The sequence below is a fragment of the Saliphagus sp. LR7 genome (genome assembly GCF_003344565.1).
In the GTDB taxonomy this organism is placed as follows: domain Archaea; phylum Halobacteriota; class Halobacteria; order Halobacteriales; family Natrialbaceae; genus Saliphagus; species Saliphagus infecundisoli.
In genome coordinates, this window is sequence record NZ_QPND01000004.1 from 1 (window position 1) to 22,385 (window position 22,385).

Below are 22,385 nucleotides of genomic sequence, written 5' to 3' on the forward strand. Positions count from 1 at the left end.
GAAGCGAATGACGTGGTGGTAAACTACGATCTGAGCGGATACGCGAAGAACGCGCTCAAGAAGTACGTCCCACAACTCTGTGGCGGAAGCTACGACGCGAACGAGATTCACGACGACCACCCTGTTCAGTTCACGAACGAAGGTCCGAAGCTCGACCACAACCCACAGAACGCCATCGAGTGGTACGTCAAAATCCCGCACCACGACGACTACAACCTGTGGCTCCCCGCGCAACCGAACCCCGAACAGCGAGAGTGGCTGGAAGCATTGCACGTGGGAGACGCGACGATGGGCGAGTGTCGGCTGTTCGACCGTGGTGGCGAGTGGTACGTGCACATCGTTGCAACGCGGGACGTGGAGGAACGACCCAGTTCGGCGGACGAAACGCCGATTGGGGTAGACATCGGGGAAGCCTCGTTGGTAACGGTGTGTCACCGTGACGAGCGCGGCTCCCCGGCTACACCCAACCTCTGGAACGACGAGGGCAAGCAAGTGCGACAACTCCGTGAGACGTATTTCACGGCGACTCGACGCCTTGAGAAACGCGGAAGCGAACGTATCGCTGAATCCTACGGCGACGAGTTGTGGCGACACGTCGAACACATCCTTCACACGGTCACGTCGGAGGTCGTCGCCTACGCCGGCCAATTCGAGAACCTCGTGCTGGTTCTGGAAGACTTGACTCACATCCGCGAGAACATGGACTACGGCGCGTTCATGAACCGGCGGCTTCACGGATGGGGCTTCGCAAAGATGCACGCCCAGATTCGGTACAAGGCCACCGAGAAAGGGATTCGCGTGGAAACAGTGAATCCTGCATACACCTCAAAGACGTGCCACTGTTGCGGAGAGCAGGGCTACCGACCCGACCAAGCGACGTTCAAGTGTTCCAACTCGGAGTGTTGGGTTTCGGAGTACCACGCAGACATCAACGCCGCGCTCAATATTGCAGACCGCTACCTCGGCGGAGAGAGCCATTCAAGAGAACACACGGATGGCGATGACTCGGCTGAGGAAGGGGGTCGTTTGACCGGCCCGCAAGACAGCCAAGCCGATGCTGAAACCCAGCAATTGACGCTTGGAGCGTATGCGTCTTGAAACCTTAGGGCCGCGCTCGGCCTGAAATCCCATGGTGGGATTCCCGCGACTTTAGGCGCGGGAGGTGGTCAACTCTACTGGGCAGTGCGGGCAAGAGGGTGGCCATGAGAACCAGGCTCGTCCCACCCACGGCCACCGGGAGCCACAACGGTTTTGTCCCGGCCGTCCGACCGCCGAGTCATGCCGTTCGGAGCCGACGAGGCCGGCAAGGGACCGGCGCTGGGGTCGATGTTCGCCGCGGCCCTCTACGTCGCTGACCCGAGTGCGCTCCCCGAGGGAGTCGCGGACTCGAAACGCCTGTCCCCGGAGCGCCGCGAGGAGCTCGCCGCCGCCCTTCGAGGGGACGACCGGGTCCGGATCGGCGTCGCCGAGATCACGACCGAACGGATCGACGACCCCGAGACCGATATGAACGGGCTCGCGGTCTCCGCCCACGCCGAGGCGATCGACGGGGCGCTGTCGGGGCTCGGCGGCGACGAGCCGGTCCCGGGGCTGTGTGACGCCTGCGACACCGACGCCGCCCGTTTTGCGGATCGGGTCGAGGCGGCCTGCGAGGCCGCCGTGGCGGTCGAGGCCGAACACGCCGCCGACGACGCGGACCCGGTCGTCGCCGCGGCGAGCATCGTCGCGAAGGTCTCCCGGGACGCCCACGTCGCGACTCTCGCCGAGGAGTACGGCACGGTCGGCAGCGGCTACCCGAGCGACCCGACGACCCGCGCGTACATCGAGGGCTACGTCGCCGACCACGGCGAACTGCCGCCCGCTGCCCGGGAGTCGTGGGCGACCTGCGCCGACGCGCTCGCGGCGGCCGAACAACGCGGGCTGGGGGAGTTTTGAACATGGCGGGTCATGCAAGCCTCATCTCCTTGCCGATACCGTGGTTATCCCGTCGCGTGACAGGGAGGCGACGATGAACGGCGACGACTGGGGGCCGTTTCGTGCGGGCAAGTCGATCTACACGGAGATCAGCGAGGTCGTCCTCGCGGGGATCGCGATCATCGTCCCGATCGTCGTCACCGTCTACGTGCTCCAGGTGGCACTCGGGTTCGTCGCCGGCGCGCTCGGACCGATCATCGCCTTTCTGGACTTCGTCGGCGTGTTCGATCTGATCGAGGCGACCGGCTTTCTTCCCCTGCTCGCCGACATCGGGCTCTACCGCTGGACGATCGACTTCCTCACCGAGATCATCGCGTTGCTCGCGCTGTTCGCGCTCATCGTCGTCATCGGTCTGATCGCCTACCACCCGTGGGGCCGGCGACTGGTCGACTTCTTCGACGTCGCCATCGAGTCGATCCCCGGGGTCGGCACCGTCTATCGGAGCTTCCGGCGGATGGGCGACATCATGCTCGACGACGACGTCGACAACTTCCAGGAGGTCAACCTGGTCGAACTCCACGGCGAGGGAACGTACGTCATCGGCTTCCGGGTGGGCGAGGCCCCTTCGGTCGTCGAGGACGCGACCGGCGACGGGTCGGTGACGATGTTCATCCCGTTCGCGCCGAACCCGGTCACTGGTGGGTTTCTCACCTACGTCTCGCCCGACCAGCTCCACGACGTCGAGATGACAGTCGAGGAGGGAGTCCGGAACATCATCACCAGCGGCGTCTCCGGCCACGAGTCCGACCAGGCCGATATCGACCTCGCGCTCGACACTCCCGTCGTCCAGGAGGTCATCGAGAACGGGCCGGATCTGACCGACTCCGGCGACGAAGCCGACGAGACGACCGACGGCCGGCGGTTCCGGGCCGGGAGCGACGCGGCCAGAGACGAGCACGCCGGCGGCGACCGGGAGAACGACCGCCGGAACTGATCGCGTCCTTTATTCCGCCCCCGAGTGATCGACCGCTGTGCTCTCCGTCCTCGCTCTCCTCGCCGTCGCCGCGGTCGCGACCGCGGTCGTCTGGGTCGGCAGCAGCCGTCTCGAGGACGCCGCCGCCGACCTCGCGGTCGCCTACGGCGCGCCCGCGGTCGTCCAGGGCGCGATCATCGCCGCCGTCGGCTCGAGCATGCCCGAGCTCGCGAGCGTCCTCGTGGCGGCGGGACTCCACGGCGAGTTCGAACTCGGGATCGGCGCCATCGTCGGCTCGGCCGTGTTCAACCTGCTCGTGATCCCCGCGATCTCGGTGCTCGTCGGCGGACGCGCGGAGACGAGCCGCGACCTCGTCTTCAAGGAGTCGCTGTTCTACATGCTCGCGGTCGCGACCCTCCTGCTCACCTTCTCGCTTTCGGTGATCTACTACCCCACCGACGGTGCCCTCTCGGGGAACGTGACCCGCCCGCTCGCGCTCGTCCCCCTCGCGCTCTACGGGCTCTACCTCTACACCCAGTATCTCGAGATCTCGGAGGGGGGCATGACCCGGGACGCCTCGATCGCGCTGGGACGGACCTGGCTCCGCTTCGGAGGCGGCCTCGTGTTGATCGTCATCGGGGTCGAGGGGCTCGTCCGGGCGGCCATCGGGCTCGGCGACGCGTTCGGAACCCCCGCCTTTCTCTGGGGGATGACCGTCGTCGCCGCGGGCTCGAGCGTCCCCGACGCGTTCGTCAGCATCGTCGCGGCCCGGGAGGGCCGGCCGACGGTGAGCCTGGCGAACGTGCTCGGGAGCAACGTCTTCGACCTGCTGGTGGCGATCCCCGTCGGGGTGCTCGTCGCCGGCTCGTTCCCGATCGCCTTCCCCAACGTCGTCCCGATGATGGCCTTCCTGGTCGGGGCGACCGTCGCCTTCTTCGTCATCGCGCGCACCGAGATGGCCCTCTCCCGGCGGGAGGCCTGGCTGTTGCTCGGCCTCTACACTTGCTTCGTCGTCTGGCTCGTCGTCGAGAGCGTCGGCCTCACGGGCGTGCTCCCCGAGACCGGGTAGGGTGGAGCCAGCACGCCCGTCACTCCTCGTCCTCGTCCTTCCACTCGCCCGGGTTCACGTCGTGGTACTCGCCTTTTGCCTGCCGGGGGGTCGGCCAGACCGTCACTCCCAGGAGCGCGAGGTAGTAGCCGAGGACGACCGCGACGACGACGGTTCCCGGGATCCCCGGGACCGAGGCCGTCTCGAGCCAGTCTTCCCCCGAGACGAAGACCGTGATCCGGAAGATCCACGCGACCAGCAGGACGCTCTGGAGGGGGAAGTACACCCGCCGCAGGCGCCGGGTCATCGCCTCCCGCCTCGAGACCTTCAGCGTCGGCTTCCGGAGGTCGTCGGCGATCGCCCGGCGCCACTCCCGGTGGACCGCCCCGTCGGGATCGAAGGCGTTGGCGAAGACGTTCTCCTCGATCAGACGGACCCGCGCCCGCGTCGCGTCGTACGACCGGTATCGCCGGAGGTCGAAGGCCAGAAGGATCGACAGCGCGAGCATTCCGATCAGCAGGAAGTACGGCGGGCTGTCGGGGGTCGCAAACGACAGCGCGAGGACGGCGGCGAGCAGGCCGATCGCCCAGTCGACGGTGAGGTCGAGCCGGCTGACCCCCGTCGACATCTGGCCGACCTCGCCGCGGTAGTAGTGGGGGAGCAAGGAGAGGAAGTCCGAGGACTCCCGCCCGGCCTCGGCGGCCACCTCGCGTCCTTCCTCGCGTTCGGGGTCGAACGAGTCGTCGTCGGGTCCCATGCCACGAGTAGGGTCCCAGCGGATAAAACACGCCGCGTCGCCGGGCGTGACGTCCCGGTTTCGGCGACGGTCGGGGGGCGAGAGCCAGTGGCGCCGCGACGCCGGCGGGCTACTCCCCGGTCAGCAGGTATCGCAGGATGTCGCCGTAGGCCGGACGGGTGACGAAGACGCCGATCAACACCCCGAGGATGGTGATGATCGCGAACCCGCGCAGATCGCCGAGGCTGAGGACGGCGAGGGGCGCCATCGCGATGATCGTCGTCGCGGCGGCGGCCCCGATCACCCAGAACGCCTTCCTGAAGCGGGAGGCGAACACCCGCCGGGAGTTGACGTCGCCTTCCTCCATCACCTCGTCGGCGATGATGATGAGGTCGTCGACGCCGGTGCCGACGACCGCGATGAAGCCGGCGACGTGGGAGAGATCCAGGGGCATCCGGATCGCCGCCGCGAAGCCGAGCAGGATCACCACCTCCGCGAGCGCGGTCACGACCATCGGCCCCGCGACCCGCCGGTCGGCGTAGCGGAGGTAGACGACGCCGCTCACCGTCAGTACCGAGAGGACGCCCGTGACCAGCGAGAACAGCTTGAACTGGTCGGCCAGGGCGGGCTCGACCGAGAACGTCCGGTCGTTCTCGAAGTCAAGCGGCGCCCGCAGGCTCCCCGCTCGGAGGTTGACCGACAGCGCCTGGGCCTCGGCCTGGGAGGGCGCGGCCATGACGAACTGGGGGTCCTCGACCCACTCGCCGGTCCGCATCGGCCCCGCGAGATCGGGACCCATGCTGTGGGCGTCGACGACCTCGCCGTCGACGATGGTCAGCAGACAGTAGTTTTGCCCCTCGGTTCCGGGCTCGCCGAAGCCACACTGGCCGACCCCCGGACCCGTGAAGCCGTACTCGTTCATCGCGGCCTGGAACTCCGGGGCCGCCTCCTCGGAGACGCTCACCGGGACATGGTGGCCGTTCTGCTCGTTGTATGCCGCCGGATCGACGCCCGCGAAGTCGCCCTGCTCGAGGACCGTCTCGTTGGTCTGGCCGCCCTCGCCGTCGGGGTAGTGAGCCCGGACCTCGACGATCCCGCGGTCGGAGAGCAGGGTGCGAAGCTCCGCGGGCGTGCGGTCGGGGACCTCCGTAACGATGTAGTACTGGCCGTTGGGGGCCGACGACTGGGAGACCCGCCCGCCCGAGAGGCCGGCCTCGTTGATCTTCGTCTCGATCGTCCGGATGATCGAGTCCCGTGTCGACTGGGTGACGCCGTCGCGGACGTCGCCTTCCGTCGCATCGACGCCGGCCGCCTGGAGAGTCGCGGCGAACTCCTCGTGGGAGACGTCGTCGACGAACAGCTCGGCGGTGTGAAAGCCGCTTTCCTGGTGGAACTGGACGCTGACGTTCGCGGAGTCGACCCCGAGTTCGTCCTCGAGGGTCGCCTCGACCTCGCCCGCCCGGTCGGGTTCGATCTCCAACCCCTCGGCGGTGGTACCGACGACCGGGGCGCTGATCCGGGTGCCGCCGTCGAGCCCGAGTCCGTAGGCGAGGTTCGTGGGGGTGGCGCCGGCGTCGGCGCTCTCGTTTCCGCCGCCGGCGAACTCGTCCTGGGGGAGGAGCCCGCCGGGGACGAACAGCGCGACGAGGGCGACGCCCACGAGGATCACGAGGAGGATGACCCGCCAGTGGGCCCCGACGACCGATCGAAGTCCCATCAGCGGGCCACCCCCTCGTGGACGTACCACCGCAGGAGGCTCAGGTTCAGCAGGTAGGTGTTCAGCAGGTCGGCCGCCAGCCCGACGAAAAGGATCAGCCCGATCGAGGAAAGCAGGTCGATGCCGAAGGCGGTCGCGGCGACGGCCATCACCGCCATCGCGGCCATCGAGGTCACGGTCATCGTCACCCCGGTTCGCATCGCGCGGTGGACGCTCTCGGTGAAGTCGCCGCCCCGCCGGAGCACCGAGTTGTTGAGCAGGATGTCGGAGTCGACGGAGTAGCCGATCAGCATCAGGAGTGCAGCGACGGTGCCGAGTGAGAGCGGGATCCCCACGAGGTTCATCACCGCAAGCGGGATCACGATGTCCGAAAACGCCGAGACGACGATGGCGACGCTCGGGACGACCGTCCGGAAGAGCGCGAACGCGAGGAGACTCATTCCGACGAAGGCGGCTCCCACCCCCAAAAGCGCGGTCCGCTGGGCCTGGGCGCCGAAGGCGGCGGACGTCGACGTCACCGACTGGACGACCTCCCCGTCGCCTGCCGGCTCCAGGTTGGCCTCGGCCTGTTCGCTCAGGGCGGACTCGTCGGTCGAGGCGAACTGGACGATGTAGCGGTCGTCGTCGGCCTGGACGGCCTGGACCGACTCGGGTTCGGCGTCGAACGCCGCGGGGATCTCGGCGCGGTCGCTGGCGGTGTCGACGGTCAGCTCGGTTCCGCCGGCGAACTCGATGCCCATCGCGACGGGCGCGCCGGTCAGCAGGTACCAGCCCAGCAGTATCGCGAGCGCGAGGGCCAACACCGCGAGCGGAACCGCCGCGAGCTGGCGGTCGGAGTAGGGCGTGTAATCGATCTCCGGGACGTCGAAGCCCCCCATCGTCCGCACGTCGAACGGACCCCAGGTAAGCCTTCTCACTTCCGCCAGCGGGCGCCGACCACGACGCGGCTCCAGGCGGGCGGGAGAGCTTTCCCCCTCGAGGCCGTGTACTGAACATGGCTCGAGGGACCGACCGACACGGCGGAGCGAGCGAGGAACCGACCGCGGAGGCCGACCGGATCGTCGTCTCCTACCCCGCGGACCTCTCGGAGTGGGGCCGCTCCCGGCTTGAGGAACCCTCGTTTCTGGCGTGGCTCGGAAAGACCCACGACGCGGCCGCGGCGGGCGACGTCTGGGAGGAGTTCGTCGACGTCGGCTGCTGTGGCTCGACGCTCGACGTCCCCCTCCGCGTCGAGGAGATCGAGGGCGGCTCGCGGGTCGGCGGGGACACCGAGATCGAGTACGCCGTCCGGGAGGCCTGCGGGATCGAGGGGAGCTGGCAGGTCCAGAGCGAGGGAGCTCCCGAGAGCTAACGACGGTCGGCGGGCTACTCGTCGGCTCCATCGGCGCCGTCGGCACTCGGCGACCGACTGGGAGAGTCGGGCTCGAAGCCGTCGCCACGGCCGACGCTTCCCGTCTCCGTACGCTCCCCTCGTTCGCCCGTCGGCGGGCCGTAGCGCGCGGGCGGCCGCTCCCACCGGACCCGGCGCCGTTCGGACGCCGGCTCTACCCGTCGAACCGGCGTCTCCACGTAGAGCTCGACGAGGAACTCCGCCTCGAGGGACTCGAGGCTGACCGGCCCCTCGCGGTCGCGTTCCGTCCGCTCGAGGAACCGCCGTAGCTCCGTCGAGATCGGGTCCTCGGACTCGATCTCCAGGTCGTCGTGGATGACGGCCGCGGTCCCGTCGCCGTCGATGACGTGTAGCTTCATCTATTGCGTTCGGTTCTCATCGGAGACGGCCGTCCCGCAGGTCGTCCGGACTCCACCATGCGACCGGACGCCGCCGGGACCCGTCTCGCTACCGGGATACAGCGAGCGTCTCGACAAAAGCGTGTCCCAATTTCTCGCCCCGAATCCGCAGAAAGAAGGGACGGCATCCAAACGTTCATTCCGTCTCGCTCCGGGTCGATCGCGTCGAACGCGTCGAACGCGTCGAGAGTCCTCGAGGGGGGCACCCCACTGACGCGGCCGCCGGCCGTCGCGACCGGGGCGGAGTATTAGTCCCCGCGGGCCGTCCGTGGTCCATGGCCGAACGGGTCGAACTCTCCGACTGGGTGGAACTGACCGCACAACTGCGCCGGTTCGCCGACGGCGCGGAGACGACCGTCGACGACGACCGGATCCGGATCGAGTTCGGATCGGCCCACGTCGAGATCGGGCGGGAGGGGCGCGTCGAGACGGGGATGCCCCTCCACGGGTTCGAGCGGGAGGGCGACGCCGAGTTCGTCGTCGACCACGAGGCGGGCACGCTCACCGTCGAGGGCGAGACCACGAGCTACACGTTCAGACGGCCCTAGAGGTACTCCCGGAGGTACTCGTCGTCGTGGAGGGCCTCAGGAAGCGACTCGAACCACCGGGCCGCCTCGATCTCGTCCTCGGCGACGCCCAGTTCCGAGGGATCGGGGATCTCGCCGCTCGCGCGGGCCGAATAGACGACGAACCGTGCCGAGAACCGCTCCCGGCCGTCGTCCGCCGAGACGTAGCGCTGGTCGAGGACGACGAGCGGCGAGCCGACGGTCCCCTCGAGTCCGGTCTCCTCGCGTAGCTCCCGGCGGGCCGCGGCCGCCGGCGGTTCGCCGGGCTCGACGCTCCCGCCGGGGAGAAACCAGCCGTCGGTCCAGGCGTTCCTGACGAGCGCGATCCGCCCGTCGGGGTCGAGGACTCGCGTCGCGGCCGCGAGCGCGGTTCCCTCGAGGGCCCACTCCCGGAGGTCGTGGAGTTTGGACTCGGGGAGCCTGAGAGTCTGTGGCTCGCGCGGGACCTCCGGTGGAAACCGATCCATCAGTCGGGTGAATCAGTCCGGCAGGTAGCGCACGCTGACGACGCCCTCCCCCTCCTCGGCCGACCGCCGCACCTCGACCCGGACGGCCTCGAGACGGGCCGCCCGCGCGACCGTCTCCGTGTCCTCGAGGACGTCCTCGGCGGCGGCCTCGACCTCGCCGGGCGGGACCGGGAGAACGTGGATCTCGCCGGTTCCCGCCCGCTCGATCCGGGCGACGTCGCCGACGTCGGTCCCGGCGGCGACCTCCTGCTCCTGGGTGGTGGGTGCCAGATCGCTGTCGACGACCTCGACGGTCCGGCGATCCTCGATCTCGGCCACCTCCCAGGTGACCTCCATCGGCGGTTCGGGCGCGAGGGTCGCCTCGAGGACGTCGCCCGTCTCGAGGTCGGGGTTCGCAGAGAGGGTGTGGAGCTGTGCGGTTTCTACATCCCGGACGATGGCGCTGTCGGGGTCGGCCTCGGTGACGATGAAGGTCCCGCTCCGTTCGCTCATGGGCGGGGGGAGGCGAGCCGCGGGCTTCGGGCTTTCGTTAGCGCGAGCGCAGGTGGACGGCGTAGATCGCGAGCGCCGCGACGACCGGCAACAGGAGGCCGACGGGGGCGGGGAGGGCGTACAGCGCCTCCAACAGGGCGCCGCCCGTCCCGTCGGTCCCGACCTGCTGGGCGGGTGGCGTCGAGACGATCAGGGCGACGTACACCGACGCGGCGAACGCGAAGCCCGAAACCGCGAGCCGGCGGTCGTAGGTCGCGTCCGCCCCCCTATCGCGGTCGCCGCTGCCCCGACGATGCCGGCGAGCGACGAACAGCACCGGGGCGACGAGGGGGCCGACGACGAGCAGGGCGACGACGACGAAGAACGCGCGCATGAGCGAGATCGTCCCGCCGGAGGCGGCGGCCGTGTCCGCGATGAGGACGACCAGTGCGAGCGCGAAGATCACCGCAACGCCGGCGGCCAGCAGCCCGCCCACTGCCGCGTAGAGCTTGAACAGGAGGGAGCCGCTCCGGCGGAAGGCGTAGGGGAAGGCGCCGAGCAACCCGCTGTAGGACCGGTCGTCGGCCGCGTTTGCCATTGCCGAGGGTACGGCGGCCGGCGGAATAAGCGGTGCGGTCGGCGGATGGCGGAGCACGACGGGCCCGACGGACGACGTACGGCGACGGCTCACGACGGAACGCCTTTGGCCCCGGCGGTCGGGGCAGGCGTATGGAGATAGACGTCGGCAACGCGCTCGCGTCGGTCGCCTCGCCGGGGGTCTCGCGGGACTCGCTGGAACGCCTCGACGAGCGCGTCGCGCGGGCCCACGAACGCATCGAGGCCGGGCGCGCCGAGGGCGAACACGGCTACGCCGCCCTCGAGCTCCCCGTCGAGACCGACCCCGAGCCGATCCACGGCGCCGTCGACTCGTTGGAGATCGATCCCGAGGCGCTCGTCACGGTCGGCATCGGCGGCAGCGCCCTCGGCGCGAAGACGCTCGTCGACGCCCTCGGCTCCGGCGAGGTCGAGACGGTCTTTCTGGACAACGTCGATCCCGACTGGGTCTCCCGGCGGCTCGCCAACCTCCCCCTCGAGCGTACCGCCGTCAACGTCGTCTCCCGGTCGGGAACGACCGCCGAGACGCTCGCGAACTTCCTCGTCGTCAGGGAGGCCATGGAGGAGGCGGGCGTGGACTGGACCGACCGGACCGTGGTGACGACCGGCGAGTCGGGCCCGCTGGCCGAACTCGCCGACGGCCACGACCTCCCAAAACTCGCGGTCCCCGACGGAGTTCCGGGCCGGTTCTCGGCGCTCTCTCCGGTCGGGCTGTTCGCGCCCGCAGTCTGTGGCCACGACATCGAGGCGATCCTCGACGGTGCTCGCGCAGAACGCGAGACGCTCTCGGGATCGCTCTTTTCCTGTCCGGCCTACGCCTACGGCGCGACGACCTACGCCCTCGAGACGCGCGGGGCGTCGGTCAACGCGATGATGCCCTATGCTGAGTCCTTAGAGACCTTCGCCGAGTGGTTCGCCCAGCTGTGGGCCGAGAGCCTCGGCAAGGACGGGTTGGGCCAGGCGCCCGTCCGGGCGCTTGGCGCGACCGACCAGCACTCTCAGCTCCAGCGCTATCGCGCGGGTCCCCGCGACACCCTCGTCACGTTCGTCACCCCCCGGGAACGCGGGGAGCGAGAGATCCCCGACGCGGGGATCGAGGACCTGGACTACCTCTCGGGTGCGGGTCTCGAGGAGCTGATCGACGCCGAGTTCGAGGCGACCGAGGCGAGCCTCGCGGCCGCGGGCCGGCCGACCGTCCGCCTCGAGATCGACTCGGTAGACGCCCGCTCGGTCGGCGGCCTGCTCTACGGGATGGAGGCGGCCTGCGTGCTCGCGGGCGAACTCGCGGGCGTCTCCGCGTTCGACCAGCCCGCCGTCGAGTGGGCCAAACGCGCGACCCGCGGCCTGCTCGGCGGCGGCGAGTTCGCCGAGAGCGAGGCGGTCGCCGAGAAGACCGAACTGCGGATCGGCGGCCCGTCGGGCGCGTCGATGCGGTGACGCTTTGGGGGCGGAGCCGAAGGGAGAGGTATGACCGAACGGGTGGAGAGTGCGGGTGGCGTCGGCAGCGACCGGGTCGTCCCGGCCGTCGGGACGGTGCTGGCGGGGCTCGCGCTCGTGGGCCTGCTCTCGCCGGTGACCCGGAGCGGGGTCGACGCGCTCGCGGTGTTTGCGGCGGCCGGCCTCGCCGCCGCGGCCGTCGGCGCGTTCGTGCTCCGTCGCCACGGCGCCATCGGGAAGCGGCCGGCCGGGATCGTCGCCGCGGCCGCGAGCCTCGGCGCACTCTTGCTCGCGGGCTACGCGCTGAACCGGGGGCTGGTCGGGCCGGTCGGGTTCGGGCCGGTGTCGGTGCCGACGGTCGTCGTCGCCGTCCTCGCCGCCGGCGGCGCGCTGGCGCTCGGGGTCGCCGAGGCCGTCGGCCTCGGGGATCGCGAGGTCCTCACGCGGACGCGCCTCGCCATGGGTTTGGGGGTCGTCGGCGCGGTCGGCCTCCTCGCGGCGTACGCGGCGACCTTCGTCGTCGCCGTCCCGGCGATAGTCGTCCTCGGGACGTTCTCACAGACCGAGGAGATCGTCCTCTCGCAGCTCGGAATGGCCGTCGGCACCGGCGCGGTCGCCGTCGCCTACCTCCGGCTCACCGACCGGCCGTTGTCGTTTCTCGACGTTCGGGTCCCCTCCCTGCGGGACGTCGGCTGGACGGTCGGCGGGCTTGTCGCCCTCGTCGCCGTGTTGCTCGCGATCAGCGCGCTGATGAGCGCCGTCGGCGCCGAGCAATCGACGCACTCGACGGCCGAGGCAGCGGCCGAGAACCCCGAGATCCTCCTCGTGCTCATCCCCGCCGCCGTCCTCGTCATCGGCCCCTTCGAGGAGCTGCTCTACCGAAACGTCATCCAGAAGTCGCTGTACGGCGAGTTCTCGCGGGCCGGCAGCGTCGTCGTCGGCAGCGTCCTCTTCGCGGTCGTTCACGTCATTAGCTACAACACTGCCACGGTCGGCGCCGTGATCGCGAGCCTCGCGGTCGTCTTCGGGCTCTCGATCGTGCTCGGGGCCCTCTACGAGCGAACCGAGAACCTCGTCGTGCCCGCGCTGGTCCACGGGCTCTACAACGCGATCGTCTTCGCGAACCTCTACGTCACGTACGCGTGAGCGGGGCTCGGGGGCCACGACGGGTCGATAGAACGGATCGTCAGGACGGGTTCTTCCGGGCGAGCTCCGAGCCACAGATCGGACACCGCTCTTTCTCCTCGTCGAACTCCCGGCCACAGCCCTGACACTGGAAGCGCCAGTCGCGTTGTTCCTCGATCCCCTCGCGGGCGATCACCTCGACGTCCACGTTCAGCTTCTCGGCGACGTTCTGCATCGCGTAGTCGTCGGTGACGAGGACGGCGTCGAGTTCGAAGGCGGCGGCGACGAGTCTGACGTCGGTCTCCGAAAGCTCCGCTAAGTCGCCCGATTCCTTTGCGGCCCGCCGGACGGTCTCGAAGGTGTCGTCGTCGGGAATGTGGACGTACATCCCCGACCCCTCCATGGCGTCGTAACGGTAGGCGCTCTCGTCGGTCAGCTCCTCGCGGACCATCGGGATCGTCGCCGTCCGCTCGGTGGTGTGAAAGTCGTGGATGAACGCCGAGGAGTCGAGGACGTGCATGACCTCAGCGCTGGACGACGATGTAGTCTTTGACCGCACGGACCCGATCGATCGGGACGTAGAAGCGACCGGTGTCGTCCTGCTCGAAGTCGACGGATCGAGTGGCCACGTCGTCGTCGGGTTCGACGACGAGGTCGTGGAGCTTCCCCGAGTGCGTATCGACCGTGATGTTGTACAGCATCCCCAGTTCGGTGCCGTCCGAGCCCATGACGAGACGCCCGAACAGGTTCTCCGCGAGTACGTCGCTCATACCTCCCCTTCTGACTTATGACTATTAAACGCCACGGGGCCGCCGGGCCAGACGATGGGTTTAACTGTCGCCCCGGGGACCACATTACCAGTCCCTTCTCGGGTGGTCACCATGTCGGATACCGATACAGAGACGGACGCTCATACACCCTCCCTCAGAACGCCGATCGTCGCCGTGCTCGGCCACGTCGACCACGGCAAGACGAGCCTGCTGGACAAGGTCCGGGGTTCGGCGGTCATCGAGGGCGAAGCCGGCGCGATCACCCAACACATCGGCGCGACCGCGGTGCCCCTCGAGGTCATCTCTGAGATCGCGGGCGACCTCGTCGAGCCCGACGACTTCGACCTCCCCGGACTCCTGTTCATCGACACGCCGGGCCACCACTCGTTTACTACCCTGCGATCGCGGGGCGGCGCGCTCGCGGACATCGCGATCCTGGTGGTCGACGTCAACGACGGCTTCCAGCCCCAGACCCGCGAGGCCCTCGAGATCCTCCAGCGCTCGGAGACCCCCTTCATCGTCGCGGCGAACAAGGTCGACACCGTCCCGGGCTGGAACGCCAACGAGGACACCCCGATCCAGAGCACCTACGACCAGCAATCCGAGCGCGTCCAGGGCGCCGTCGACACCGCCCTCTACGAGATCATCGGCCAGCTTTCGGAGGCGGGGTTCTCCGCGGACCTCTACTGGCGGGTCCAGAACTTCCAACGCAACGTCGGCGTCGTCCCCGTGTCGGCGATGACCGGCGAGGGGGTGCCGGACCTGCTGGCGGTGATGATGGGGCTCTCCCAGCGCTACATGAAAGCGGAGATGGAGATCGATGTCGCCGGTCCCGGCGTCGGCACCGTGTTGGAAGTAAAGGAGGAGAAAGGGTTCGGGACGACGATCGACACCGTCCTCTACGACGGAACGATCCGGGCCGACGACCGCCTCGTCGTCGGCGGAACCAACGACCCGATCGTCACCGACGTCCGGGCCTTGCTCCAGCCCCGCCCGCTCGCCGAGATCCGCACCGAGAGCCGCTTCGAGCGCGTCGATGAGGTCTCTGCGGCCTCGGGGATCAAGATCGCCGCGCCCGACCTCGGCGATGCGATGGCCGGCGCGCCCGTCCGAGTGGTCAGAGACCGTCCCGTCGAGGACGTGATCGCCGAAGTCAGGGCCGAACTCGCCGACATCGCCGTCGACACCGCCGATGAGGGCGTCGTCGTCAAGGCCGACACCCTCGGCAGTCTCGAGGCGATGGCCGACGCCCTGGCCGACGCCGAGGTCCCCATCGTCCGCGCGGAGGTCGGCGACGTCGCCCCCCGGGACGTCTCGGTCGCCTCGACGGCCGACGACGCGAACGAACGCGTCATCCTCGGTTTCAACGTCGACGTGCTGGACGACGCCGAGCGCCGCGCCGAGATCGACGACGTTCGCCTGTTTACCGACGACGTCATCTACCAGCTGATCGAGGGCTACGAGCGGTTCGTCGAGGAGCGCGAACGCGCCCAGCAGGACACGGTCCTCGAGTCGATCACTCGACCCGCCCGCTTCCGGATCCTCCCCGATCACGTCTTCCGCCAGAACGATCCCGCGGTCGTCGGCGTCGAGGTCGGCTCGGGCACGATCCGGACCAACGCCTTCGTCGCCGCCTTCGAGGGCAACGAGACCGATCGCGTCGGCCAGATCAAGGGCATCCAGGAACAGGGCGAGGACGTGGACGAGGCCCGCGCGGGCGAGCGCGTCAGCGTCGCCATCGACGGCCCAACCGTCGGCCGCGACATCGAGGAGGACGACGAGCTCTGGATCGAACTCCCCGAGAAACACGCGAAGATCCTCGAACAGGAACTCGCCGACGAGATACCCGCCGACGAACTCGAGGCGCTCAACATGTACTTGGAGCGCCGCCGGAAACGCGACCCCTTCTGGGGGAAGTAGCTCCTCGCTCGGAGAACACCCGCTACTCGGTCACGGTGAACTCGCTGCCGATTCCGAGATCGGTGTCCTCCCTGCCCTCCGGCGAACTGACGCTCCAGTAGACGAACCGGTACGTGCCCGGTTCGAGGGGCTCACAGACCGCGTACGGCGTTTCGCCGAGCGTCGGCTTCGCCATCCCCTCCCGGGTCAGCGTCAGCGACCACTCGAACCACGCGGTCGGCGGGGACGACTCCGGCTTTATCGAGCCCATATCCATCCAAGTCTCGAGGGCCGAATCCACCCGATAGATGGATTCCCAGCCGTCGTCGGTCTCCCGTTCGACGGTGAACTTCTCGCCGGTTCCGAACCGGGAGTTGTCGTCTCCCTCCAGCCATCGAAGCGTCGCCGTGATCTCCTCGCCGAGCGCGACGGGGTCGGGAGAGACCTCGAGTTCGAACATCTCGCCGGTGTCGTACTCGAGCCGTCCGTACTCGACCTCCTCGAACTTCCCCGAGAGGGGAACGAGACTCTCGCCACACGACGGCGGCTCCCGGAGCTCCATCCCGCTGTCCTCCGGGGAGTTTATTCTGGGACTCCCGTGCCAGCCGATCGTCTCGTTCGAGTCGCCGGAGTCCGTGGAATCTGTGGAATCGGTAGACCTGTTCGAGTCGTTCGATTCGGTGGATCGATTCGAGTCGTTTGACTCGGTAGACCCGTTCGAGTCGGTGGATTCCGTGGATCCATCGGATTCGGTAGAACCGTTCGATTCCGTGGATTCGTCGGAGTCAGTCGAGTCGCCGTCTCTCTCGTCGCTCCCGCCGGGATCGGAGTCGCCATCGCTCAGACAGCCCGTGAGGACGAGTCCCGTACCCGCTCCGACCGTCGAAACGAACGCGCGCCGGTCCATACCCGTCCTTGACCGTCACCCAAAGAAAAACGTGGGTAACGTGAAACGTTCTTTTCACCCAAACCCGAGTGGCGGAGCCGACAGGGATCGACCGTCTACCGCGCGGTCGGCTCGACGCCGTCGCCGATGGCCTGTTTGACCTGGAGGGCTGCGCTCGCGGCCAGCCCGCGGGCGACCTCCGAGCGTTCGTCGGCCGCGATCATCTCGTCGTCGATGGCCGCCTCCACGTCGGGCGTAAAGCCCGCGCTGACGGGGTGGCCGACCGGCGGGCGGACGGCGACGCGGACCTGTGGGCCGGTCGCGCCGTCGGCGACGTCGCCCTGGACGACGTACTCGTCGGGGAGGAACTCCCGGGTTAGGGCGGCGATCCGGGAGACGTCCCGGTTGAGGGCGCGTTTCTGCTCGCCGGACAGCTCGGCGACATCCTCGGCCGCCCGTTCCCCGGCGTTCGTGACACCCGGCAGCCCACCGTACGGCGTGTTTCCGTTCATGAGAACTCGCTACCCCCACAAGGAGTCGCCCGATCAAAAAGCGTTCGGCTCCCGTTGTGACCGGTTCGCACACGTCGATCGGAGGGTGCCCACGGAGTCGGAACCGACTGCGAGGGTGGCCGCCGATCGCTACAGGATCGGCTCGCTCTCGCCGTAGACGGCGAGGACGACCGCCGACGTGTACGTCCCCGGCTCGGCGCTCGCGGTCTCGACGCGGTCGTCGGGTTCGCCCAGATCCCACTCCCGAAGGTCGCCGCCGGCCTCGAGACCCTCCCGGACCCGACGGCGGACGTCGTCGGCGTCGGCCTCGCCCGCGGCCTCGTAGAACAGTCCCGGCCCCGACTCTCCCTCTCGAGTCCAGCCCAGCGCCGCGCTTGCCCGGCCCGGGCCGGCGACGGTCGCCCGCGCCTCGACGACCGTCAGTTTCTCGCCCACCGGTCCGAGATCCGGGGCGGTTCCGACCGCCCGAACCTCGGCGTCCTCGGGGATCACCGAGGAGACGGGGACCAGGTTGTAGTTGCAGATCCCCGCCGCCGCGAGCGCCGCGTCGTAGGCGGCCATCTCCGTCGGCGCCGACGCCGACCCCCGGACGATCCGAATCGTTCCCATTGGCTGGGGTCGGGGATCGGCGGCGTAAGGGCTTGCGATCCGTGGACGACCTGCGCGATCAGGGTGGCGGTCGGTGGCCGTGAGCGGAGCCTGAAGAACTGAAGGCTCCGCGATCCAACGAAAGAGCAAGCCCTTTCGAGCATCGTGAAACCGAAGGTTTCGCTCAACGGGAAAGGGCAGGCGTCCTATCGATACTCACCGCGAGCGACTGCAAGGAGCGAGCGGGCCGACGACCGATGTGGCGCGAACGAAGTGAGCGAAACGGAGAGAGGAGTGCTTTTCATCAACGCTAAGCGGAATCGGAGATTCCGCGAGGTCCGAAAGAGCGCGATTCGCGCTCTTTCGAGATTTTGCCGAGTGCGGTCGCCTTGCGACCGCACGCAGCGCAAAAGGTTGGTCGTCTATTGGTAGAAGTAGCCCGCCGCGGGCACGACGTCGCTCCCGTCGTCGTCCTCGATCTTCTCGATGGCGGCCTCGAAGTCGCCGGTCTCGACGGTGGTCCGGTCGTCCCGGATCGCGAACATCCCGGCCTCGGTCGTTAGACTCTCGATCTCGGCGCCGCTGTAGCCGTCGGTTTCGGCGGCGAGGGCGGCGAAGTCGACGTCCTCGGCGACTTCCATCCCGCGGGTGTGGATCTCGAAGATCCGCTCGCGGCCCGCCTCGTCGGGTTCGGGGACCTCGATGAGGCGGTCGAAGCGGCCGGGCCGGAGGATCGCGCGATCGAGCATGTCGAAGCGGTTGGTCGCGGCGATGATCCGGACCTCGCCGCGGGCCTCGAAGCCATCCATCTCGGAGAGCAGTTGCATCATCGTCCGCTGGACCTCCGCATCACCGGAGGTCTTTGACTCGGTTCGGGTGGCGGCGATGGCGTCGATCTCGTCGATGAAGATGATGGCGGGCTCTCGTTCGCGGGCCATCTCGAAGAGGTCCCGGACGAGCCGGGAGCCCTCGCCGATGAACTTCCGGACGAGTTCCGAGCCGGCCATCTTGATGAAGGTGGCGTCGGTCTTGTTCGCGACCGCTTTGGCGAGCATGGTCTTGCCCGTGCCCGGCGGGCCGTAGAGCAGGACGCCCGAGGGCGGGTCGATTCCGACCTCCTCGAAGACCTCGGGCTGGGAGAGGGGCTGTTCGACGGCCTCGCGGACGTCTCGGACCTGCTCGTCGATGCCGCCGATCTCCTCGTAGCCGACCTCGGGGCTCTCGGTGATCTCCATCGCCTGGGCCCGCGCGTCGGTCTCGGCGTTGAGCACCGTCTGGATGCCAAAGGAGTCGTCGACGGCGACCCGGTCGCCGGCGTCCAAGCGCTCGTAGGTCCGCGGGGCGGCCTCGGTCAGCACCTCCTGATTGTTGCCGTGTTGTTTGACGACGACCTCGCCGTCGTCGAACGTGTCCTCGACGGTCGCGACGTACAGCGAGGAGCTCTTCAGGGCCTTGTTCTCGCGTTCGACGCGGTCTGCCTCCTCCTGGAGTTGCTCGCGGCGCTCGGTCGCGGCCTCGAGCTGGTCGTCGAGTTCGGCGTTGACCTCGGCGATCTCGTAGAAGTGAGAGCGAAGCGCCTCGAGTCGTTTGTCGTCGGGTAGCTCCGGATCGATCTCGCGCGTCGGTCGATCGGGAAGCGACGGGCTTCGGGACATCCTGTTGTACACCGGTAAGTCGTGGACCGTAAATGTGCCTTTGGGTCCCGACCGTTTTCTCGGGCTTCGACCGAATCGCGGGTCTGACGGCCGAACGCGCGAGTAATCCCCGCTTACGCGTCCAGCAACGACTCGAGGTCGGCGATCCGGTCCTCGTAGCTCCCGATCGCGCGCTCGATCGGCTCGGCGGAGTCCATGTCGACGCCCGCGATCCGGAGGAGCTCGAGGGGGTACTCCCTGGACCCGCTTCGGAGGAACTCGCGGTAGTCGGCCGCCCGCGCCTCGCCGTCCTCCTCGATACCGTCGGCGATGGCGAGCGCCGCGACGATCCCGGTCGAGTACTGGTAGACGTAAAAGGCCCGGTAGAAGTGGGGGATCCGCATCCACTCGCGGGCGATCCGGTCGTCTACCGCCGCGGGTTCGTAGTAGCGGCCCTTGAGGTCGCCGTAGAGCTCGTCCAGACGGTCGGCGGTCAGCGCCTCCCCTTCCTCTTCCAGCCGGTGGGTCTCGTGTTCAAACTCCGCGAACAGCGTCTGGCGGAACAGCGTCGAGCGCACCCGTTCGAGGAACTCGTTGACGACGTGGCGCCGGAACGCCTCGTCCTCGACGGTCGCGAGGAGGTGGTTGGTGAGCAACGCCTCGTTGACCGTGCTCGCGACCTCGGCGACGAAGATCTCGTAGCCCGAGTAGACGTAGGGCTGGCTCTCGGAGGCGAGTTCGGAGTGCATCGAGTGGCCCAGTTCGTGGGCCAGGGTGTACATCGAGGAGACGTCGTCCTGGTAGTTCATCAGGATGAACGGCTGGGTGTCGTACGTCCCACCCGAGTACGCGCCCGATCGTTTGCCCTCGTTCTCGTAGACGTCTACCCACCGGGAGTCGAGACCCTCGGCGACCCGGGACTGGTACTCCTCGCCCAGCGGCGCGACCGCCTCGACGACGTGGTCGGTCGCCTCCTCGTAGGAGAGGTCGGGACCCTCGTCGCCCGTCAGGGGCATGTAGAGGTCCCACATCCGGAGCTCGTCGAGTTCCAGGGCGTCCCGCTTGAGTTCGGCGTGGCGGTGGAGCGCCCCGAGGTTGTCGTTGACCGTCTCGACCAGGGTGTCGTACACCGAGACGGGGACGTTCGGGCCGTCGAGGGCGGCCGCGCGGGCCGTGTCGTAGTTGCGGGCGCGGGCGAGTTTCACGTCGGATTTGACGCTGTTCTTATAGGCGGAGGCGACCGTGTTGCGTACGTCGCCCCACTCGTCGAAGTACGTCTCGTGGACCCGCCGACGGAACTCCCGGTCGGGGCGTTTGAGCAGCGTCGTGAAGTTGCTCTGGGTCAGTTCGACGGCCTCGCCATCGCTGTCCTCGACGTCGGGAAACGTCATGTCGGCGTCCGACAACATGCTGTAGACATCGCCGGTCGCCCCCGTCACCTCGCCCAAGTCGGCGAGGAGGGCCTCGACCTCCGCCGACCGGGTGTGGGGTTTCATCCGGAGGACGTCGTCGACGTAGTGGTCGTAGGTCTCGAGTTCGGGTTCGGCCTCGTACATCGCCTCGAACTCCTCGCGGGTGAGCGACTGGATCTCGGGTTCGAGATACGAGCCTGCCGACTGGGCCTCGGCGGCAAGCGACTGGGCGCGGGCCGAAAGCGCCTGGTAGCGCTGGTCGGTCGTGTCCTCGTCGCTTCGCATCCGGGCATAGGAGGCGACCATCGCGACCTCGCGCATGACCTCCTCGTGGCAGGCGAGGGCGTCGAGGAGGGTCCCGGCGTCCTCCACGGCGCGTCCCTCGTAGGACTCCAGCTCGTCGATGCGATCCTCGACGGCCTCGTAGGCCGCCTCCCAGTCGTCGTCGCTCGCGTAGATGCTCTCCAGATCCCACTTGTCGGCGGGGTCCACCTCGGACCGTTCGGGAACCGAACTCATGGCACGGGTTTCGAATCGCAACGGGTAAAGCGTGACGAACGCCGCGAGGGAGAGAGAATCGCGGCCGTCGCCGCTTCCGACAGGGTGATTCGGCTCGCCCCGGAACGGTCGTCGATGGCGATCGATCCTACGCTCGCGTTCGTCGCGGCCTCGACCGACGCCGGCGAGGACGGCGTCCTCGGCTTCCGCCTCGAGGACGGGCGACTCGAGACGACGGGTGCGGCCGACGGCGGCTCGCGCCCGGCGTTTCTCGCCGCGAGTCCCGACGGAACCCGCCTGTACGTCGCCAACCGGGAGGGCGAGGACGGACGGATCGTCGCCTATACGATCGAGGAGCGTGGAACCCTCTCGCGGCTGAACGCGGTCCCGACGGGCGGCGGGGGGACGCCGTGTTACTGCAGCGTCGATCCGACCGGCCGATGCGTGCTGACCGCCCAGTACGGCGGCGGAACGGTGTCGGTGCTCCCGATCGACGGGGACGGCCGGCTCGGCGGGCCGACGACAGTCGTCGACCACGAGGGGTCGGGCCCGGACGCCGACCGCCAGTCCGAACCGCACCCCCACGCCTTCCTCGCGGGCCCGGACGGCGAGTACGCCTACGCGCCCGACCTCGGCGCCGACCGCGTCTTCGTCTACGCCCTCGATCCCGTAGCCGGCCGCGTCGAACCCGCCGACTGCGGCCACGTCGACGTCCACCCCGGCGCCGGACCGCGCCACCTCGCCTTCGATCCGACCGGCCGCTATGCCTACGTGATCGGTGAACTCGATTCGACCGTGACGGCGTTCGAACGCGACCTCGACACCGGCGGGCTCAAGCCGGTCGCGGTCGCGAGCACGCTCCCCGAGGGGTTCGACGGCGAGAACGCCGCGGCCGATATCCACGTTCATCCCACCGGGGAGTTTCTCTACGGCTCGAACCGCGGCCACGACTCGATCGCCGTCTACGAACTCGGGGGTGACGGCCGCCCAACCCTCCTCGGGACCGAGCCGACCCGGGGCGAGTGGCCCCGTAACTTCGCGCTCGATCCCGCCGGCGAGGTCCTGTTCGCCGAGAACGCCGACAGCGACACGATCGTCGCCTTCGCCGTCGGGAGCGACGGCGCCCTCGAGGCCACGGGCGAGGTGACTGACTGTCCGTCTCCGGTCTGTCTGGCGTTCGTGACCGGGTAGTCCCCACCCGATTTGGGGCATACCGCCCACGATCGAGCGTGCGTCCGTAACGGCCCGCTACGGAAGGTAGGTCGCGAGAAAGTTCACGATTCGATCGAGTCGCTCGTTGACTCCGTCCTCCGGTTCTTCCTCCTCATC

Annotated in this window: 24 protein-coding genes; 10 read left to right on the top strand and 14 right to left on the bottom strand. The window is 68.7% G+C overall.

What is annotated here, in order from left to right:
- The 4 genes from DVH23_RS07125 to DVH23_RS07140 form a co-directional block, all read left to right on the top strand.
- Positions 1 to 1,098, top strand: a 1,098-nt coding sequence (locus tag DVH23_RS07125; RefSeq protein ID WP_157972358.1) for an RNA-guided endonuclease TnpB family protein, incomplete at its 5' end; no start/stop codon positions are given.
- Positions 1,099 to 1,278: 180 nt separating this feature from the next.
- Positions 1,279 to 1,935, top strand: coding sequence for a ribonuclease HII (gene rnhB, locus DVH23_RS07130; protein ID WP_114576757.1), 657 nt, complete (start codon positions 1,279 to 1,281; stop codon positions 1,933 to 1,935).
- A gap of 73 nt (positions 1,936 to 2,008) precedes the next feature.
- Positions 2,009 to 2,908 (top strand): DUF502 domain-containing protein, encoded by a 900-nt coding sequence (locus DVH23_RS07135; protein WP_114576758.1) that lies wholly within the window; start codon positions 2,009 to 2,011, stop codon positions 2,906 to 2,908.
- Between the two features lie 37 nt (positions 2,909 to 2,945).
- Entirely contained in the window at positions 2,946 to 3,956 is a 1,011-nt protein-coding gene (locus DVH23_RS07140) for a sodium:calcium antiporter (RefSeq protein WP_114576759.1), read from the top strand.
- A gap of 19 nt (positions 3,957 to 3,975) precedes the next feature.
- Here DVH23_RS07140 and DVH23_RS07145 read toward each other — a convergent pair whose 3' ends face one another.
- The 3 genes from DVH23_RS07145 to secF form a co-directional block, all read right to left on the bottom strand.
- Positions 3,976 to 4,692, bottom strand: coding sequence for a DUF2270 domain-containing protein (locus tag DVH23_RS07145; protein WP_114576760.1), 717 nt, complete (start codon positions 4,690 to 4,692; stop codon positions 3,976 to 3,978).
- Positions 4,693 to 4,801: 109 nt separating this feature from the next.
- A complete protein-coding gene (locus DVH23_RS07150; protein ID WP_114576761.1) occupies positions 4,802 to 6,388 on the bottom strand; it encodes a preprotein translocase subunit SecD in 1,587 nt (528 codons plus the stop codon).
- Positions 6,388 to 7,266, bottom strand: a complete 879-nt coding sequence (secF, locus tag DVH23_RS07155; protein WP_114576762.1) for a protein translocase subunit SecF — start codon at positions 7,264 to 7,266, stop codon at positions 6,388 to 6,390. The genes DVH23_RS07150 and secF overlap by 1 nt, the downstream gene beginning before the upstream one ends.
- Positions 7,267 to 7,382: 116 nt before the next feature.
- Here secF and DVH23_RS07160 point away from each other — a divergent pair, with 116 nt between their 5' ends.
- Positions 7,383 to 7,739 (top strand): hypothetical protein, encoded by a 357-nt coding sequence (locus tag DVH23_RS07160; RefSeq protein ID WP_114576763.1) that lies wholly within the window; start codon positions 7,383 to 7,385, stop codon positions 7,737 to 7,739.
- Positions 7,740 to 7,753: 14 nt separating this feature from the next.
- Here DVH23_RS07160 and DVH23_RS07165 read toward each other — a convergent pair whose 3' ends face one another.
- Positions 7,754 to 8,137 (bottom strand): hypothetical protein, encoded by a 384-nt coding sequence (locus DVH23_RS07165; protein WP_114576764.1) that lies wholly within the window; start codon positions 8,135 to 8,137, stop codon positions 7,754 to 7,756.
- 314 nt (positions 8,138 to 8,451) lie between these two features.
- Between DVH23_RS07165 and DVH23_RS07170 the strand changes: the two genes are divergently transcribed.
- Entirely contained in the window at positions 8,452 to 8,724 is a 273-nt protein-coding gene (locus DVH23_RS07170) for a hypothetical protein (RefSeq protein ID WP_114576765.1), read from the top strand.
- On the opposite strand, the gene DVH23_RS07175 is transcribed toward DVH23_RS07170, so the two are convergent.
- The 3 genes from DVH23_RS07175 to DVH23_RS07185 are packed head-to-tail and all read right to left on the bottom strand — an operon-like array spanning position 8,721 to position 10,278.
- Positions 8,721 to 9,209: an NUDIX hydrolase gene (locus DVH23_RS07175; protein WP_114576766.1), complete on the bottom strand. Its 489-nt coding sequence runs from the start codon at positions 9,207 to 9,209 to the stop codon at positions 8,721 to 8,723. The two genes, DVH23_RS07170 and DVH23_RS07175, sit on opposite strands and share 4 nt — an antisense overlap.
- A gap of 12 nt (positions 9,210 to 9,221) precedes the next feature.
- Positions 9,222 to 9,701, bottom strand: coding sequence for a DUF5812 family protein (locus tag DVH23_RS07180; RefSeq protein WP_114576767.1), 480 nt, complete (start codon positions 9,699 to 9,701; stop codon positions 9,222 to 9,224).
- A 37-nt stretch (positions 9,702 to 9,738) separates the two neighbouring features.
- On the bottom strand, positions 9,739 to 10,278 hold the full coding sequence (locus tag DVH23_RS07185; RefSeq protein ID WP_114576768.1) for a hypothetical protein: 540 nt from the start codon (positions 10,276 to 10,278) through the stop codon (positions 9,739 to 9,741).
- Between the two features lie 131 nt (positions 10,279 to 10,409).
- On the opposite strand from DVH23_RS07185, the gene DVH23_RS07190 reads away from it, so the two are divergent.
- Complete coding sequence (locus tag DVH23_RS07190) at positions 10,410 to 11,732, top strand: glucose-6-phosphate isomerase (RefSeq protein WP_114576769.1); 1,323 nt, start codon at positions 10,410 to 10,412, stop codon at positions 11,730 to 11,732.
- A 30-nt stretch (positions 11,733 to 11,762) separates the two neighbouring features.
- A complete protein-coding gene (locus DVH23_RS07195; protein WP_114576770.1) occupies positions 11,763 to 12,878 on the top strand; it encodes a CPBP family intramembrane glutamic endopeptidase in 1,116 nt (371 codons plus the stop codon).
- Positions 12,879 to 12,918: 40 nt separating this feature from the next.
- Here the strand turns inward: DVH23_RS07195 and DVH23_RS07200 are convergent, their stop codons facing one another.
- Positions 12,919 to 13,377 carry an NOB1 family endonuclease gene (locus DVH23_RS07200; protein ID WP_114576771.1) on the bottom strand — a complete coding sequence of 153 codons (459 nt, stop codon included), beginning with the start codon at positions 13,375 to 13,377 and terminating at the stop codon, positions 12,919 to 12,921.
- A 4-nt stretch (positions 13,378 to 13,381) separates the two neighbouring features.
- The gene (locus DVH23_RS07205; protein ID WP_114576772.1) at positions 13,382 to 13,627 is read right to left on the bottom strand and encodes a PRC-barrel domain-containing protein; all 246 of its coding nucleotides are present in this window, start codon (positions 13,625 to 13,627) and stop codon (positions 13,382 to 13,384) included.
- Positions 13,628 to 13,738: 111 nt separating this feature from the next.
- On the opposite strand from DVH23_RS07205, the gene infB reads away from it, so the two are divergent.
- On the top strand, positions 13,739 to 15,547 hold the full coding sequence (gene infB / locus DVH23_RS07210; protein ID WP_114576773.1) for a translation initiation factor IF-2: 1,809 nt from the start codon (positions 13,739 to 13,741) through the stop codon (positions 15,545 to 15,547).
- Between the two features lie 22 nt (positions 15,548 to 15,569).
- Here infB and DVH23_RS07215 read toward each other — a convergent pair whose 3' ends face one another.
- The 5 genes from DVH23_RS07215 to pepF all read right to left on the bottom strand — a co-directional run bounded on the left by DVH23_RS07215 (position 15,570) and on the right by pepF (position 21,077).
- A complete protein-coding gene (locus DVH23_RS07215; protein WP_114576774.1) occupies positions 15,570 to 16,433 on the bottom strand; it encodes a hypothetical protein in 864 nt (287 codons plus the stop codon).
- Between the two features lie 95 nt (positions 16,434 to 16,528).
- Positions 16,529 to 16,924 carry a DUF5811 family protein gene (locus tag DVH23_RS07220; RefSeq protein WP_114576775.1) on the bottom strand — a complete coding sequence of 132 codons (396 nt, stop codon included), beginning with the start codon at positions 16,922 to 16,924 and terminating at the stop codon, positions 16,529 to 16,531.
- A 129-nt stretch (positions 16,925 to 17,053) separates the two neighbouring features.
- Entirely contained in the window at positions 17,054 to 17,533 is a 480-nt protein-coding gene (locus tag DVH23_RS07225) for a pyruvoyl-dependent arginine decarboxylase (RefSeq protein ID WP_114576776.1), read from the bottom strand.
- 401 nt (positions 17,534 to 17,934) lie between these two features.
- Positions 17,935 to 19,167, bottom strand: a complete 1,233-nt coding sequence (locus DVH23_RS07230) for a proteasome-activating nucleotidase (protein ID WP_114576777.1) — start codon at positions 19,165 to 19,167, stop codon at positions 17,935 to 17,937.
- Positions 19,168 to 19,280: 113 nt separating this feature from the next.
- The gene (gene pepF / locus DVH23_RS07235) at positions 19,281 to 21,077 is read right to left on the bottom strand and encodes an oligoendopeptidase F (RefSeq protein WP_114576778.1); all 1,797 of its coding nucleotides are present in this window, start codon (positions 21,075 to 21,077) and stop codon (positions 19,281 to 19,283) included.
- 114 nt (positions 21,078 to 21,191) lie between these two features.
- Between pepF and DVH23_RS07240 the strand changes: the two genes are divergently transcribed.
- Positions 21,192 to 22,247: a lactonase family protein gene (locus DVH23_RS07240; protein WP_114576779.1), complete on the top strand. Its 1,056-nt coding sequence runs from the start codon at positions 21,192 to 21,194 to the stop codon at positions 22,245 to 22,247.
- The last annotated feature ends 138 nt before the right edge of the window (positions 22,248 to 22,385 follow it).